The organism is uncultured Fibrobacter sp. (assembly GCF_900316465.1).
GTDB lineage: Bacteria > Fibrobacterota > Fibrobacteria > Fibrobacterales > Fibrobacteraceae > Fibrobacter.
Map to the genome: position 1 here is coordinate 65,781 of NZ_ONDD01000013.1, position 14,786 is coordinate 80,566.

General features: G+C 51.9%; 11 protein-coding genes and 1 pseudogene. 6 read left to right on the forward strand and 6 right to left on the reverse strand.

The features are described 5' to 3' along the window. Positions 1–24 precede the first annotated feature (24 nt). Entirely contained in the window at positions 25–1,032 is a 1,008-nt protein-coding gene (locus QZN53_RS06705; RefSeq protein WP_163438160.1) for a peptidylprolyl isomerase, read from the forward strand. Then, positions 1,032–2,142, forward strand: a protein-coding gene (gene prfB / locus QZN53_RS06710) for a peptide chain release factor 2 (RefSeq protein WP_163438162.1) whose coding sequence is annotated in 2 segments (ribosomal slippage) — positions 1,032–1,103 and positions 1,105–2,142 — 1,110 coding nt in all. Because the reading frame shifts where the segments join, the coding sequence is not laid out codon by codon here. The genes QZN53_RS06705 and prfB overlap by 1 nt, the downstream gene beginning before the upstream one ends. Before the next feature lie 67 nt (positions 2,143–2,209). Here the strand turns inward: prfB and QZN53_RS06715 are convergent. Both QZN53_RS06715 and QZN53_RS06720 read right to left on the reverse strand, forming a co-directional pair. Further along, complete coding sequence (locus QZN53_RS06715; RefSeq protein WP_205428129.1) at positions 2,210–2,380, reverse strand: hypothetical protein; 171 nt, start codon at positions 2,378–2,380, stop codon at positions 2,210–2,212. A gap of 191 nt (positions 2,381–2,571) precedes the next feature. Beyond that, positions 2,572–4,236 carry a diphosphate--fructose-6-phosphate 1-phosphotransferase gene (locus QZN53_RS06720; RefSeq protein ID WP_163438164.1) on the reverse strand — a complete coding sequence of 555 codons (1,665 nt, stop codon included), beginning with the start codon at positions 4,234–4,236 and terminating at the stop codon, positions 2,572–2,574. Between the two features lie 140 nt (positions 4,237–4,376). Between QZN53_RS06720 and QZN53_RS06725 the strand changes: the two genes are divergently transcribed. Next, positions 4,377–5,972, forward strand: coding sequence for an FISUMP domain-containing protein (locus QZN53_RS06725; RefSeq protein ID WP_163438166.1), 1,596 nt, complete (start codon positions 4,377–4,379; stop codon positions 5,970–5,972). Between the two features lie 89 nt (positions 5,973–6,061). On the opposite strand, the gene QZN53_RS06730 is transcribed toward QZN53_RS06725, so the two are convergent. From QZN53_RS06730 to QZN53_RS06745, 4 genes are all read right to left on the reverse strand, one after another. After that, entirely contained in the window at positions 6,062–8,422 is a 2,361-nt protein-coding gene (locus tag QZN53_RS06730) for a CotH kinase family protein (RefSeq protein ID WP_163438168.1), read from the reverse strand. A gap of 261 nt (positions 8,423–8,683) precedes the next feature. Further along, on the reverse strand, positions 8,684–9,415 hold the full coding sequence (gene aqpZ, locus QZN53_RS06735; RefSeq protein WP_163438170.1) for an aquaporin Z: 732 nt from the start codon (positions 9,413–9,415) through the stop codon (positions 8,684–8,686). A gap of 278 nt (positions 9,416–9,693) precedes the next feature. Further along, the gene (aspS, locus tag QZN53_RS06740) at positions 9,694–11,487 is read right to left on the reverse strand and encodes an aspartate--tRNA ligase (RefSeq protein ID WP_163438172.1); all 1,794 of its coding nucleotides are present in this window, start codon (positions 11,485–11,487) and stop codon (positions 9,694–9,696) included. An 84-nt stretch (positions 11,488–11,571) separates the two neighbouring features. Further along, the gene (locus QZN53_RS06745; RefSeq protein WP_163438174.1) at positions 11,572–11,973 is read right to left on the reverse strand and encodes a DUF2442 domain-containing protein; all 402 of its coding nucleotides are present in this window, start codon (positions 11,971–11,973) and stop codon (positions 11,572–11,574) included. Positions 11,974–12,333: 360 nt separating this feature from the next. Here QZN53_RS06745 and dapF point away from each other — a divergent pair, with 360 nt between their 5' ends. The 3 genes and pseudogenes from dapF to QZN53_RS06760 form a co-directional block, all read left to right on the forward strand. Continuing rightward, the gene (gene dapF, locus QZN53_RS06750; protein WP_294652155.1) at positions 12,334–13,209 is read left to right on the forward strand and encodes a diaminopimelate epimerase; all 876 of its coding nucleotides are present in this window, start codon (positions 12,334–12,336) and stop codon (positions 13,207–13,209) included. A gap of 10 nt (positions 13,210–13,219) precedes the next feature. Further along, on the forward strand, positions 13,220–14,428 hold the full coding sequence (locus QZN53_RS06755; protein WP_163438176.1) for an LL-diaminopimelate aminotransferase: 1,209 nt from the start codon (positions 13,220–13,222) through the stop codon (positions 14,426–14,428). Between the two features lie 29 nt (positions 14,429–14,457). After that, positions 14,458–14,786 (forward strand): annotated as a pseudogene (locus QZN53_RS06760) (sigma-54-dependent Fis family transcriptional regulator); the annotation flags it as partial.

Genomic DNA, 14,786 nt, shown 5'->3' on the forward strand with positions numbered 1-14,786 from the left:
CGGAATTTTTAAAAAGGATAAAAAATGCGTTCTTTTAAATTTGTTTCTCGTGGCCTCGCTGCCGTTTTGCTGACAGCTGGTCTCGCTTCTGCTCAGTTGTTGAATTCTAAGAGCCTGGACGTGATTCGCGTCGAAAAGGTCGGTATTTCTGCCGGTAAGATTGATAGCCTTGCCAAGATGCTCGGTGAACAGCAGCTCCGCGGCAAGAAAATCGACGACAAGACCATGACCCAGCTCCGCTACGCCGTGATTGACAACCTGGTCGGTCAGGAACTCATCAAGCTCGAAGCCAAGAAGATGGGTATCAAGGTTTCTCAGGGCAAGGTCGACAGCTTGACCAAGCTCTTCAAGTCCCAGTTCCCGAGCGAAGACGCCTTCCAGAAGGAACTCAAGAAGTCTAACACCACCATGGCCCAGTTCAAGGAAAAGATCGAAGACCAGCTGAAGAGCGAAGCGATTCTCGAAAAGAAGGTGCCGTACCCGAAGGATCCGACCGAAAAGCAGAAGGAAGCTTTCTGGGAACTCAACAAGACGAAGGTGGCCATTAACGATTCCATTAGCGGTGCCCGTATCGTGATTTACACCAAGGGCAAGTCCAAGCAGGAAATCGAAGACGCCAAGGTGATGTTGCAGGGCCTTGCCGCCCAGGTGCGCAGCAAGAAGGCTACGTTTGCTCAGCTCGCTGCCATGTACAGCGACGACCAGACCGCCAAGAAGACTGGCGGCGTGATGGCTAAGTTTGTTGCCAAGTCCAAGGGCGATGCTTTTGTGAAGGCCGTGAACAAGGTCAAGGTCGGTGAAATCACCGAACCGTATACCGACAAGGACGGTATCGCCATCTTTATGCTGACGGAAAAGAACGACGGCAAGTACGAAAGCTACAAGCACCAGATCGACTACATCCTGCGTGTGCAGGCCGAACAGGACCGTCAGGCTCAGCTCAAGGCTTACCTCGATGGCCTCGGAAAGGTCTACAAGGTGCAGTACCTCGACGCGAAGTACACTCCTCCTCAGGCAATCGGCGGCAAGTAATGGCTTTTCAGACGACTCACACCGGGCTGATCGACTTGCGCACGCGCATCGATAAGCTCTGGGGGTATCTTTGACTTAGAAGCCAAGACCGAAGAACTCTACGTTTTGGAAAAGGACTCCGCTGACCCGAACCTGTGGAATGACCAGGAAAAGGCGCAGTCCATGATGAAAAAAATCGGCAATCTGCGAGCCCTGCTGGACTCGTGGAAAGAAGTCTCGCAGACATGCGACGACCTCGCCGAACTTTACGAAATGAGCAAGGCGGAAGAATCCGCCGACCTGACGGCATCTATCGATTCTGATATCGCTGAACTCAAGTCTAAGATAGAGGCGATGGAATTCAAGAAAATGCTGAACGGCCCCGATGACGCTTGCAGTTGCTTGCTGTCGATTCATCCGGGCGCAGGTGGCACCGAGTCGCAGGACTGGGCGCTCATGCTCTTCCGCATGTACACGCATTTCTTTGAACGCGAAAACATGGACTTCAAGGTGGTCGACTTCCAGGAAGCGGAAGACGCTGGCCTTAAGAGTGCGACCATCGAAGTCACTTGTGAAAACGCTTACGGATTGCTCCGTTCGGAAATCGGCGTGCACCGTCTGGTGCGCATTAGCCCCTTCGATGCCAACGCCCGCCGCCACACGAGCTTTACCGCCGTGTATCTGTACCCCGAACACGAAGACATTGAATTCGATTTGGATATGGCAGACGTGCGCGTGGATACCTACCGCAGTAGCGGTGCCGGTGGTCAGTACATCAACAAGACGGACTCCGCCGTGCGTATGACGCACTTGCCGACAGGTATTATGGCGAGCTGCCAGACCGAACGTAGCCAGATTCAGAACCGCGAAACCTGCTACAAGATGCTCAAGACCATGGTCGCCGAACATTATCGCTTGGAAGAAGAGGCCAAGCGTGATGCCCGTATGGCCGAAAAGAAAAAGGTCGAATGGGGTAGCCAGATTCGTAGCTACGTGCTGCAGCCTTACCAGTTGGTCAAGGACTTGCGCACTGGCGTCGAAACCTCGGATACCGCAGGCGTTCTCGACGGCAAAATCAAGCCGTTCATCAACGCGTACTTGCTCAGCACCAGCGAAGGTGCGAAGCAGTAGACAGATTGCAGTTGGCAGTTAGCAGTGGGATGTTGAAAGTGGCGGGCTATTGCCCGCCATTTTTCTTTTACTTCAAGTTGTACTTCTCTTTGATTGCGATGCGCTCTTCGTCGGAAAGGCTCTTCAAGTAAGAGCGCCAACCGGGGCAGAAGTTGATGTGGAACCGCCAGAAGCGCCCGATAAGCGATTTGGGATTCTTGTCATACTGGGCGCGGAATTTGCAATTTGCACAGGCCATAGTGTAGCTCCTTTTCAGTAAACATAAAAAATCCCTGCAGTTTTCTGCAGAGATTTTTCTCAAATGGGAGATCCCGGCTCAAGGCCGGGATGACATTGGGCGAATTGACGCCTTCGGCGTCCGCCCTACGGCTCAAAAATAAAAGAGAAGTCCTTTGGACTTCTCTTTTGCTTTATTCGCCTTGTAGGCTATTACTTAACCTTCAATGCGCCGCGTTCCAACTTAATCGTGAAGTTCGTGACATCACAGACTTCAGACGGACCCCAGTACTGGATCGGACCCGGGTAGGTGTAGGATTCAGTCTTGGCCCAGACTTCGCGGTTCTTGGCGAAGAACTTGAACGGAGCACCGTCGAGTTCAACGAGAGCCTTCTGGATCACCGGCTTGTCGGCACCGTGACGACGTTCGATGTTCATCATCATGGTGATAGGAATGCCACCGGCAGTCCACTTTTCGATACCCTTGGTCAGGTCACGCACAGAGCTCATGTAGCCGTTCATCTTGTTGAAGGCGAGCACGGAAGCGGTGTAACCGAGGCTGTAGCAGTAGTCGGCGTCGAAGTTGGACGGAGCGGCGCAACGGCCTTCGTAACCGAAGAAGTGGTTGAGAGCGGAGAACTTGCCCTTGAAGTTCTTGCGGCTCTTGAGTTCCTTCTTCACCATTTCGATGACGAGCTTTTCGGTTTCGATGAGGGAAACCTGCACGTTGCCGTGGCTGTCGCGGTCGAGCATCAGCTGGCCCTGAGTGGTGGAGGGGAGGCTCTTGAGGACTTCGGCAGAAGCCTTGGAGATCCAGTTGCAGAGCTTTTCAACCTTAGCGGCGGTGTCGAGGCCTTCGACTTCCTTTTCGTGGTGAGCGAGGGCTTCAGAGAGTTCGGAAATGAGCACGCCGACATCCGGGATGAATTCGAGGAGGCCTTCCGGGATCAGGCAGACGCCGAAGTTCTTGCCGTCAGCAGCACGGGCAGCGACGATGTCTGCAACGTACTTGATGACCTGTTTGAGCTTCATCTTCTTGGCCTTGACTTCTTCAGAGATCAAGCAGATGTTCGGGTGGGTCTGGAGAGCGGCTTCGAGAGCAATGTGAGAAGCGCTACGGCCCATGAGCTTGATGAAGTGCCAGTACTTCTGAGCGGAGTTGGCATCGCGCATGATGTTGCCGATGAGTTCGGAATAGGTCTTGACGGCGGTGTCGAAACCGAAGGAGGTTTCGATGTATTCGTTCTTGAGGTCGCCGTCGATGGTCTTCGGGCAGCCGCAAACCACGCAGCTTGCGCCGTTGGCCTGGAAGTATTCACCGAGAACAGCAGCGTTGGTGTTGGAGTCGTCACCACCGATGATCACGATAGCGTCGAGCTTCTGAGCCTTGGCAACAGCCATGCACTTCTTGAACTGTTCTTCAGTTTCGAGCTTGGTACGGCCGGACTGGATGATGTCGAATCCACCAGTGTTGCGGTAGGAGTCCATGATCTTTTCGTTGATCACGATGAACTTGCCGTTTTCGAGGCCAGACGGACCGCCGAGGAAGCCGAGGAGCTTGGAATTCTTGCTGATGCTCTTGATACCGTCGAAGATACCCGCAATCACGTTGTGTCCACCAGGAGCCTGGCCACCGGACAGAACGACGCCCACGTTGAGGGCCTTGCCGGCCTGAGCCTTGGCAGCCTTCTTCATGGAAATGTAGGGAGCACCGTAGGTGTTCGGGAACAGAGCCTTGATCTTGGCCTGGTCGCGGACGGATTCGGTAGCCTTACCCTTGTTGAGAGAGACCTTGAGAGCGCCGTCGCGGAGAGCGGCGGGGAGTTTCGGCTGGTAGGCCTTGCGAGCCTTGCCGAGGACGGACAGATTGTCAGCCATTGTATCTTCCTTTTGATTTGCCCTGTTATCGGGCCGGGTTAAAAAATTACATGCTCAAATATAGTAAAAGGCGAGTGGAGCGCCAATACTGAAATTGAAAATCTATATTTGTTGCGTTCAAAAGAAATGAGGTTAGGACTATGAGAAAAAGCATTCTTGCTTTGACGATTTCGTCGCTATTTTCAATTGCACTTGTGGCTTGTGGCGACAGCGGTGCCGATGCCGGCGATTCCAACAACAACTGGAAAAAGGATAGTTCTTCGGATCCGTCTGTGTTGATCGATGTCCGCGATGGCGAACAGTATCGCACGGTGCGAATCGGTAACCAGCTTTGGATGGCCGAGAACCTGCGTTTTTACGATACTCTTTGGAGTCCTACGCTTCCAGATTATTCTGAAGCCGATGAATTTGGTCGCCTTTATACTTATGGCGCGGCGATGGCCGGACATGATTACATCGATTCCGGCTACAACGAAGGCATTTGCCCCGTTGGCTGGCATTTACCCTCTATGGCTGAATTTGATGTTTTGAAAAACTTCGTCTCTGAGTTTTGCCCGTCCGTCGATAGTTGCTTAAGATCTACGGAGGGTTGGGATTTTGCGGGTAATGACAGGTTCGGTTTTAATGCAAAACATCCTTCTGAAACGAACATAGTCCGTTATTGGACAAGTAACTCGGCAGACGACGGCATGCGTATCAATACGGACCACGGGTATACTTATAGATCCAACAGCAGCGATGCCGTGATGTATGTCTTGCGGGATTCGTATGGTTATAATACCTTTAGCGCTGATTTTGCGGCCAAGGTGAATCTGTTTTACGTGCGTTGTGTCAAGGGCAGCGATGTGGACTCTGCGGCCTACATGGATAACTATCTAAAGGGCCGCGAGAATATGATTGAGTACTTGAGCAGTTCTGCAGCTTACCAAGCATACCTTAGTAGTAGTTCTGCTGCCGAATGGGCGAGAGTGCAGCAAGGTGCAAAGAAATACTTTAATCCTGACTTGAACTATGGGGAATTTGTGGACGCCCGCGATGGTCAGACTTATGGTTTCCTGCAAATCGGTAACTATACCTGGATGGCCGAAAATATGAGGTATTTCTTTAAGGGACTGTATAACAGTTATTGTGAAGAGTACTTGGGTTGCGTAACGCGTTTCTATGCAGATACTGTCAAATATTTCCTGACAGGATTCCGTTACCCCGATACATTGTTGAGTCAAGTTTGCCCTGCGGGCTGGCATGTGCCTTCAAGTGCGGAATGGAACGACTTGAGCGAAACGGCTGTTAGCTCTGGCAACTTGCTTGCAAACGATAAGAATTGGGATTCTCGAGCCCAGGCGACCAATTCCACGGGCTTTACCGTTATTACGACTACTTCGGACTATGATGACGTTCCGGAATCAAGCCCGTTTAACGAAGCGGATTTTTGGGTCCTCAGTGATTCGGTGTCCGTGACTTACAGGTTGGACACGATTTATGTCGCTGCGGACACGTTGAAACCTTTTGTGCCTTCGGATGGTGATTCGATTGTACTCGTTGATTCTACTGGTACAGATTCAAGTGGTGCAGATGTTGAAATTGACCCGACTCCTGCCATACTCTCTGTGGACTCTGTTCGTGTAGAAACCAAGTATTATGTGTACTATGAATATGAATGGGTGTTCAATAGATTTGAATACGATGTGACATCGAGAAGCTACAATTCTTACGTACGCTGCGTCAAGGATTATTGATTATATAACTTGATTGATAGACTGGGATTACGAAAAAGGTGGAAACATAACGTTTCCACCTTTTTCGGTTCTTATGGAAAGAGAAATGCTTACTTGAACTGGGCGGTAATGCTCATGTTGCCGTTGATGTCAATCAGGCGCGGGTTAGCGGTGTTGCCGTCAGACCAGCCGTTAAATACGCTTCCGGCCGTAGGAATAGCTTGCAACTGCATCTGCATTCCGGTGAAGAACTTGCCTTGGTAATTGCTGCTCGGCAGCTTCATGCCTTCGACAAGAACCGTGCCGTTTCCGCTAGAAGAAATGCTGACGGTTGCTTCGCCCTGCAGGCCAAAGTAGGTTGCCATTTCCTGTCTGAATGTCTGAGTGCGGTTCTGGGCGAATCTCAGAATGTCAGCGCCAGAAGGAGACCAGTTGTACTTAGCCTGGTTGCGGGGCCAGCGCTGTTCGTCGCGGGATTGTTCGGTGCTCGGAATCATGGCTGCCATCGTCTGCACGGCCTTCTGAACCTTTTCGTAAGTCAGGTAGTCGTTCAAGAGAATGCAACCCTGGTTGATGAACAAACGCTTGAAATCGGGGTTGGCCAAGAGCTTTTTCAGCATGTTGCCAATCGTGGTGTTGGCGCCCGAGCTCCAGCCGCCCATGCCGCCGATATTCCAGTTTCCGCCCATGCCGCCCGGACCACCAGGCTGCTGCGTTGCGCCGCCCTGATTGCCCTGGTTGTTATCCATGGTAGCGCTACCCAAAACCCACTGGAACATGTTCTGGCTTTCGGTATCGAAACCCATGATGCCCGGGGTAAAGCCGTAACCGTGGTCGACGTCAAAGATCATGAACTTGAACGGATGACCGTTATTGGGGCTGCCCCAAGCGCGGATGTTGTTGTTCGGCCAGTCACCGTTATGAATGTACATTTCGGCAATCATGTACTGGGCGAAACTGCTCACGTTCAATTTTTGCTTGATTTCTTCGTAAGACGGGTTGTTTTCGCCTGCGAAGTTTCCACTGGTAATCGTGTTCGTCAGCTGGCCGAATTCGGTGCTAGAGGCGCCGTTGGTGCCGCTGGGGGCCCATCCGTTGACGCAGCCCTGATCGCCATTGGCGCAGTTCTTGACAACGTTGATGCTCTTGGAATCAATGCCGTAGTTGGTTTCGACAAAGCTTCTGTTCAAGCGTTCGCGCAAGTCGTGAATGCCGAAGTATTCGCCGTTGTAGAACACCACCACCTGCAAACTACGCTGGTAGTCCACTTCGGTGCCTTCCATAAGGCTCACCAGCATCGGGTCGCCAAAGTAGTCGGTCCAGAAACGGTTGCCGTTGTTGCGCAGGTTGAAGCTCTTCATCTTCTTTGCTTCGGGGCGAGTCTTGAAGAACGAATACTTGAGAACCTTGTCGCCGTAGTCGTCGTTGTCCATCTTGATGGCAACGCTCTTCTTGGGTTTGTAACGGCTGTAGTTACCGATAATCGAAATGCCTGCGTCGATTTCCCAGGTCTTTTCAGTGGTAGAGCTTCCGTTTTCGAAGTATTCCACGTGAACGGGGAGCTCGTCGTCTTTCCAGAAGTTAGCCTGTTTGCAGGGTTCTGTGCACTTGGGGTTATTGGTGTCATCGCCACCAGCACCGGCCCACATACCCATGCCGCCGGGGTTATTGGTCAAATCTCCAGTTGCGTAAAGGCCCTTGGAGGAGTCGAACATGTCGGTGTGATTCACGGTCAGTGCCACCACAGGCATCGAAACTTTTTCGTTGATAAAGTAAGTCTGCGTGGTGGTATCGGCCGGCTGGCCGTTCACGAATTCAGAGCAGCGGATAACGGTGTTTTCTGTAATCTGCTTTGCCTGAGTGAGCGATTCGGAATTCTGGGTGGGGAAGGAACCGTCAAAGGTACACTTAATCTGGCCGCCCTTTTGCGGGGTCGGCGGTTCAATCGTCAAGTTGGAATAGAAACCTGCCTTCGGGAGGAAGGTTGCTTTGGCCTTGTGGTTGTCTTCGTAATCCTTGAGTCCGCTTGAAGAGGACTGCGGCTGCGATGCGGAAGAAACTTGAATATTCTGGTTCGGGTCGTTCGGATCCGGATTCGGCGTGCCGTTCGGGTCTAGCGAGGCGCTGGAATTTGCGGGCTGCGAATTGCTCGACGGATTGTCTTGATTCGGAACAGGGTCCGGAATAACGACGGGAACTTGAACCGTGTCGCCCGTATTGGGGTCAACTACCTGGAAAGCGGGAACCGTGTCGCCGGTTTCGGGGTTGACATAAGGAACGGTCGGAATGGTATCGCCTGTGGAAGGGTCGATATAATCGCCTGTATTGGGGTCGATATAAGGCGTGGTGTAGGGATCTTCTCCAATCGACGGAGTCGGATCGGTAAGTGCGTTGATGTCTTTGGCGTCGTCAGAGCAACCGATTAGCATTGCGCTGGCGATAACTGGTAGAAGAATGATTTTTTTCTGCATAGCAGGCCCCTAGCAATAAAGCTTTTTCTCTCAACACCGTAGGTTAAAGTAACAAGTTTTATTTCAAAAAGGCCTTTGTTAATGCATTCTTTACAGTTTTTTGTTGTTGTTTGATGTAAATCACGGACGTTTAAAAATTTCGTGGGGTGAAATGTTCCGAAAATTGGAAATTTGTAAAAATTTCGCAGTTTTTTGTGTAAAAATAAATGCCCGGACGGGGGTCCGGGCATTCAAAATGAGTATGAAAATTGAGCTAGAAAATTACTTCTTGCTGCACTTGCATTCGGCGATGCACTTGTAAGCGATACCGCCGATTACGCCACCGAGAATCGGGGCCACCCAGAAGAGCCAGAGCTGCTTGATAGCGGCGCCGCCAACGAACACAGCCATAGCGGTAGAGCGGGCCGGGTTCACGGAGGTGTTGGTCACCGGGATAGAGATGAGGTGGATGAGCGTGAGGCAGAGGCCGATAGCGATCGGGGCGAAGCCTGCCGGAGCACGGCCATCGGTAGCACCCATGATCACGAACAGGAAGATGGCCGTGAGCACGGTTTCGATGAGGAATGCGGAGAGCATGCCGGAGGTCTTGCCGCCAAAGGCGTTCAGGCCGTCCTTGAGGGAATCGGACCAGCCGTTGGTAGCGAAGGCGCCGATGCCTGCGTTGGTGAGGTCGGGGCATGCAATCACGTAGAGGAGCGCTGCTGCGATAATACCACCGATAACCTGGGCGGCGATGTATGCCGGGGCTTCCTTAGCGGGGAAGCGGCCGCCGGCAACCTGACCGAGCGTGACAGCCGGGTTCAAGTGGCAGCCCGAAATGTGACCGATGGCGTATGCCATGGTGAGCACCGTAAGGCCGAAGGCGAGCGATACGCCCACGTAACCGATACCGGTGGTGGGAACGCCGCAAGCGAGCACGGCTGCACCGCAGCCGCCAAACACAAGCCAGAAGGTGCCGATAGCTTCGGCAATAGCACGAGTAGTAAGTTTCATTTGATTTTTCTCCATATTGGGGTTAAGAGTCTTTGCTCAATTTAGCAAAGACTGATTCCCAAATGCCGAAAATGAATGTGAAAAAATGTTTTCGTGCGGAAACGCACACAGACCGCTCGCCTCTATTGTATTAACAAGAATGTGATATCGTCTCGCTCTCGCAACCACGCCTCGTTAATACGAGGCGTTTGTTGCTCACACAGACCGCTCCTACAAAAGACCGTAAAAAAATAGTCCGGTTTGAACCGGACTATTTTGAAAGGGACGTAACCTTACGATTATTTCTTTTCCGCCGTCTTGGGCATCTGCACGGAGATGTGGATGTCCTGCAACTGCTGGAGGTCCACTTCGCTCGGGCACTGGTCCATTGGGCTAGAAGCGCTCGTGTTCTTCGGGAACGCGATGTAGTCACGGATAGATTCTTCACCTTCCATGGTAGCGACAACGCGGTCGAGACCGAAGGCGAGACCGCCGTGCGGAGGAGCGCCGTACTTGAAGGCGTCAACGAAGAAGCCGAACTTGGTGCGAACCTGTTCTTCGGAGAGACCGAGCAGGCGGAACACCTTTTCCTGAACTTCAGGGTTGTGAATACGGATAGAACCACCGCCGATTTCAACACCATTAAGAACGAGGTCATAAGCTTCGGCATTGCAATCCTTGAGGTTGCCACCGAGCATCATGTCCAGGTGTTCCGGAAGCGGGTTGGTGAACGGGTGGTGCATAGCCATGTAGCGGCCTTCGGTGTCGCTGTATTCGAACATCGGGAATTCGGTAATCCACACAAATTCACGCTTCTTCGGATCGCGGAGACCCTTGATACGGGCGACTTCCAAGCGGAGCTGACCCATAGCGGTTGCAGCAACTTTTTCGGGGCCTGCGATGAAGAACATCATGTCGCCGCACTTAGCGCCAACGGCGTCGCGGAGTTCGTTGAGCTGTTCGGTAGTAAAGAACTTGCCGACCTGAGTTTCCACTTCGTCATTTTCCTTGACGCGCATCCACACGAGGCCCTTGGAACCGTACTTGGCAACGTAAGCGGTGAGTTCGTCGATCTGCTTACGAGTAAAGTCAACGCAACCCTTGGCAGCGATACCGCGGATCTTGCCACCGGCGGCAACGCAGTTCTTGAACACGCCGAAGTTGGATTTTGCACCGATTTCGGACACATCGTGGATTTCGAGGTCGAAGCGGAGGTCCGGCTTGTCGGAACCGTACTTGAGCATGGCTTCAGCCCACTTCATACGGCGGATGTGGCGCGGCGGTTCGAAGTTCCAAACCTTGCCCAAAACTTCAGTCACGAACTTGTCGAACATTTCCATGACTTCGTCCTGGTTCACAAAGGACATTTCGACGTCGATCTGCGTGAATTCCGGCTGACGGTCAGCGCGGAGGTCTTCGTCGCGGAAGCACTTGGCAATCTGGAAGTAGCGGTCCATGCCAGCGATCATCAAGAGCTGCTTGTACTGCTGCGGAGACTGCGGGAGGGCGTAGAACTTGCCCGGGTTCACGCGGGACGGCACGAGGTAGTCACGTGCGCCTTCCGGAGTGGACTTGCAAAGGCACGGAGTTTCGATGTTTTCAAAACCGTTAGCGTAGAAGAAATCGTACACGGCCTTGAGGAAGCGGCTCTTGAGGAGGAGCTTCTTCTGGATCCACGGACGGCGGAGGTCCAGGTAGCGGTACTGCAAGCGGAGGTCGTCGTTTTCCTTGCATTCTTCGTTCGGGTCGTTAATGGCGAGCGGAGAAGTGAGAGCGGCGTTCAGGATTTCGAGCTTGTCAGCCTTGACTTCGATTTCACCCGTGGCGAGCTTTTCGTTGGTGTTGCCTTCTTCGCGGGCGTAGACCTTACCAGTCACGTAAATAACGTATTCGTTACGGAGCTGTTCGGCGGTCTTCAACACGTCGGCGTTGTAGTCCGGGTTGAAAACGATCTGGGTCTTGCCATACTTGTCGCGGAGGTCAACGAAAATCACACCACCATGGTCACGGCGGCGATCCACCCAACCGGCGAGTGTTACGGTTTGGCCAACATCTTCCTTGCGAAGCTGGCCGCAGTTATGTGTACGTTTCATGGTTGTATCCTTGAAGATAATTTTTCGGGCGTAAATGTAGAAAAAATCGAACTAGTATGTCATCTCCTAAAATGACTTTTTAGCTTAAATTGACAAAAGCTCGTTTGCGATTTTGTGAATTTCGTCAAGAATTGCTTTTTTACGTTTTTCGGAAGGGTGCTTGGATCCGTTCATGTAGGCTGCCATGAGGGATTGCTGTATGCCAAGTCTGCGGGCAACCTCGGACATGTTGATTGGCTTTAGCTTCGGCGAAAGTTTTAGTGGGAACTGGTCTGGATTGAATATGGATTCAAATGAGATGTCTTCGTCGAGGTCGTCCCAGCGGAGGCCTTCAAAAGAGATTCTGTAATCAAGGCGCTGTTTTGGAGAGGCGCTTTTTAGACGTTCAAAATCTTTATAGTGCAATGTTGCGAGCCTGCCGTCTTTTGCGGTAAGCTTTAACCCGTTGCTTACAGGTTCTATTTTTTCTATTTCATCACGTTGCATTTACAGCTCCATGTTTTTGAAATACCTAACCCATTCTTTTTCAAAGTGTTCCTTGTTTTTAACGTGAACGGAATTTAGGATATAAAATTATATCCGTCAATTATTTTGTTGAGGGTGAATCTATTCTATATACGCCAGAATGCCGAAAAGTGTGAATTTTGAACCCATATGCAATGTTCTTATGTTTTACAGAAAATGTAAAATAAATTTGTTTGGTTTACAGAATTTGTAATATTTCAAAATTTTGTTTTCTGTGAAATTTGGATGAAATTGGCGTTTTTGGTGTGATTTAACAATTTTTGTAAAGTTGGCACATTTTTTGCAAATGGGGGCGTGGAAAATTGTAAAGAGAACTGAATTATGCCAATTAATTTTTCAAAATGGACCGGGTTGGGCAACGATTTCGTGTTGCTGGAACCGGGTGTGACGCTAGATTATAGCGATAATTTCGAACAACGTGTCGTTCAGCTTTGCGACCGCCGTTTCGGTATCGGTGCCGATGGCGTGGTGATTGTAACGCCGATGGATAAGGACGGTTGCCTGGTGCTCGGCGATTCGGGCGTCGGTGCTAGCGTGGGGCCTGCTGCGAAATCCGTGCCGAACGGCGTTGATTTTGAAATGCGCATTTTTAATGCCGATGGTTCCGAAGCGGCCATGTGCGGTAACGCAACGCGCTGCGTGGCCAAGTACATTCGCAGCCGCGGTCTTGCAAAAGACGCCAATACTAAAGTGTTTAATCTGCACACCAAGAGCGGCTTGGTGAAGCCCGCCCTTTTGGATGACGGCCGCGTGTGCGTCGATATGGGCCTCCCGAGAAAATTCTTGGGCTCCATCAAACTCACGGCCGACAGCTTTGATTTTACTGCCGAGACGGTTTCCATGGGAAATCCGCACGCGGTGATTTTCGTGGATGACATCGAAAAGATTCAGCTGGAAAAGTGGGGAAGTATCTTGGAAGTCGACAAGCAGTTCCCCGACCGCTGCAACATTGAATTTGCACAGGTGGTGACGCCCACCCAAATCCGCATGCGGGTTTGGGAACGTGGTTGCGGCGTTACGATGGCTTGTGGTACGGGCAGTTGCGCAACCCTCGTTGCGGCCCAGCGTACTGGCCGCGTGGGCGTCGAAGCCGACGTTGTCCTCGACGGCGGCGTTCTCCACATCAAGCACGAAGAAGGTGGCCCCGTCTTGATGACCGGCCCTGCAGAAGAAGTATTTAGAGGAACGATCGACTAAAGAAGAAATTATGAACGAATCAATTGTAAATGCAAACTACGACTTGCTGCCCGGCAGCTACCTTTTCTCGACTATCGCCCAGAAAATCAAGGAATATCAGGCGAAGAAACCCGATGCTGACATTATCCGTTTGGGCATTGGCGATGTGACCACGCCCTTGATCCCGGAAGTCATCAAGGCCATGCACAAGGCCGTGGATGAAATGGCCGTGAAGGGAACTTTCCGCGGTTACGGCCCCGAACAGGGCTACGATTTCGTGCGCGAAGCAATCGTCCGTGGCGAATACACCGCTCGCGGCATCGAAATGGATCCGGACGATATCTTCGTGAGCGATGGTTCCAAGTGCGATGTGGCAAACACCCAGGAACTTTTTACAGAAAATGTAAAGATTGCGATTCCGGACCCGGTTTACCCGGTCTATTTGGACTCCAACGTGATGGCTGGCCGTGCAGGCGTGTTGCAAAGTGACGGACATTTTTCTAAGGTGACCTACCTTGCTTCGACCGCTGAAAACAACTTCCAGCCGGATTTGCCCAAGGAACCGGTGCAGCTGATTTACCTTTGCAGCCCGAACAACCCGACCGGTACGGTGCTCAGTCGCGAAACTTTGCAGAAGTTCGTCAACTATGCAAACGAAAATGGTGCATTGATCCTGTTCGATGGCGCCTACAACTGCTACATTCAGGATGAATCGCTGCCGCATTCCATCTTCGAAATTCCGGGTGCACGCACTTGCGCCATTGAATTCCGCAGCTTCAGTAAGACCGCCGGCTTTACGGGCGTGCGCTGCGCCTACACGGTGATTCCGCACGAACTTTCGAAACTCCGCTCCATGTGGAATCGTCGCCAGTGCACCAAGTTTAACGGTGTGAGCTACGTGACGCAACGTGCCGCCGAGGCAATTTACAGCCCGATTGGGTGGCAGCAGACCAAGGAAGTCATTGCCGGTTACATGCGCACGGCTGGCGTTATCCGCAAGGAACTGACTGCCGCCGGTTACACGGTGTTCGGTGGCGAACATGCTCCGTACATCTGGTGGAAAATCGCAGACGGCGAAAAATCCTTCGATTTCTTTGACCGACTGCTCTCTACCTGCGAAGTCGTGGGTACCCCGGGTAGCGGCTTTGGCCCTTGCGGCGAAGGATACTTCCGCCTGACCGCCTTCGGTGACTACGAACGTACCTGCGAAGCCCTTAGGAGAATCAGGGAAAAGCTCTAACCTCAAACCTCTTTTACTATCTTATGTCCATGCCCTCTCCAATAGGTTCAGAAATCTCGGTCGTCCAGAAGATCAGTGTTGCGATCATTCACGAACGCAACGTTGAAAAATTGCTCGAGAATGTGCTCGACATTCTGGAATCCGAACTCGGCATGCTTCGCGGAACTTTCGCGTTGCTCTTTGGCGACACGCTTAAGATTGAAGCGTCTCGCGGACTGGATGAATCCGAAAAGCAGCGCGGTTTGTACCGCATGGGCGAAGGCATTACGGGCCACGTTGCTGAACGCGGCGTGAGTCATGTGATTCCTGACCTGCGCAAAGACTCCCGCTTCTTGAACCGTACGGGTAGCCGCCATTA

What these genes read in the sequence shown, in the direction of transcription:
- QZN53_RS06705 (WP_163438160.1), top strand. Translation starts at nt 25, where the DNA reads ATGCGTTCTTTTAAATTTGTTTCTCGTGGCCTCGCTGCCGTTTTGCTG.
- aspS (WP_163438172.1), bottom strand. Translation starts at nt 11,487, where the DNA reads ATGAAACGTACACATAACTGCGGCCAGCTTCGCAAGGAAGATGTTGGC.
- QZN53_RS06745 (WP_163438174.1), bottom strand. Translation starts at nt 11,973, where the DNA reads ATGCAACGTGATGAAATAGAAAAAATAGAACCTGTAAGCAACGGGTTA.
- QZN53_RS06715 (WP_205428129.1), bottom strand. Translation starts at nt 2,380, where the DNA reads ATGGCCTGTGCAAATTGCAAATTCCGCGCCCAGTATGACAAGAATCCC.
- dapF (WP_294652155.1), top strand. Translation starts at nt 12,334, where the DNA reads ATGCCAATTAATTTTTCAAAATGGACCGGGTTGGGCAACGATTTCGTG.
- QZN53_RS06755 (WP_163438176.1), top strand. Translation starts at nt 13,220, where the DNA reads ATGAACGAATCAATTGTAAATGCAAACTACGACTTGCTGCCCGGCAGC.
- aqpZ (WP_163438170.1), bottom strand. Translation starts at nt 9,415, where the DNA reads ATGAAACTTACTACTCGTGCTATTGCCGAAGCTATCGGCACCTTCTGG.
- QZN53_RS06720 (WP_163438164.1), bottom strand. Translation starts at nt 4,236, where the DNA reads ATGGCTGACAATCTGTCCGTCCTCGGCAAGGCTCGCAAGGCCTACCAG.
- QZN53_RS06725 (WP_163438166.1), top strand. Translation starts at nt 4,377, where the DNA reads ATGAGAAAAAGCATTCTTGCTTTGACGATTTCGTCGCTATTTTCAATT.
- QZN53_RS06730 (WP_163438168.1), bottom strand. Translation starts at nt 8,422, where the DNA reads ATGCAGAAAAAAATCATTCTTCTACCAGTTATCGCCAGCGCAATGCTA.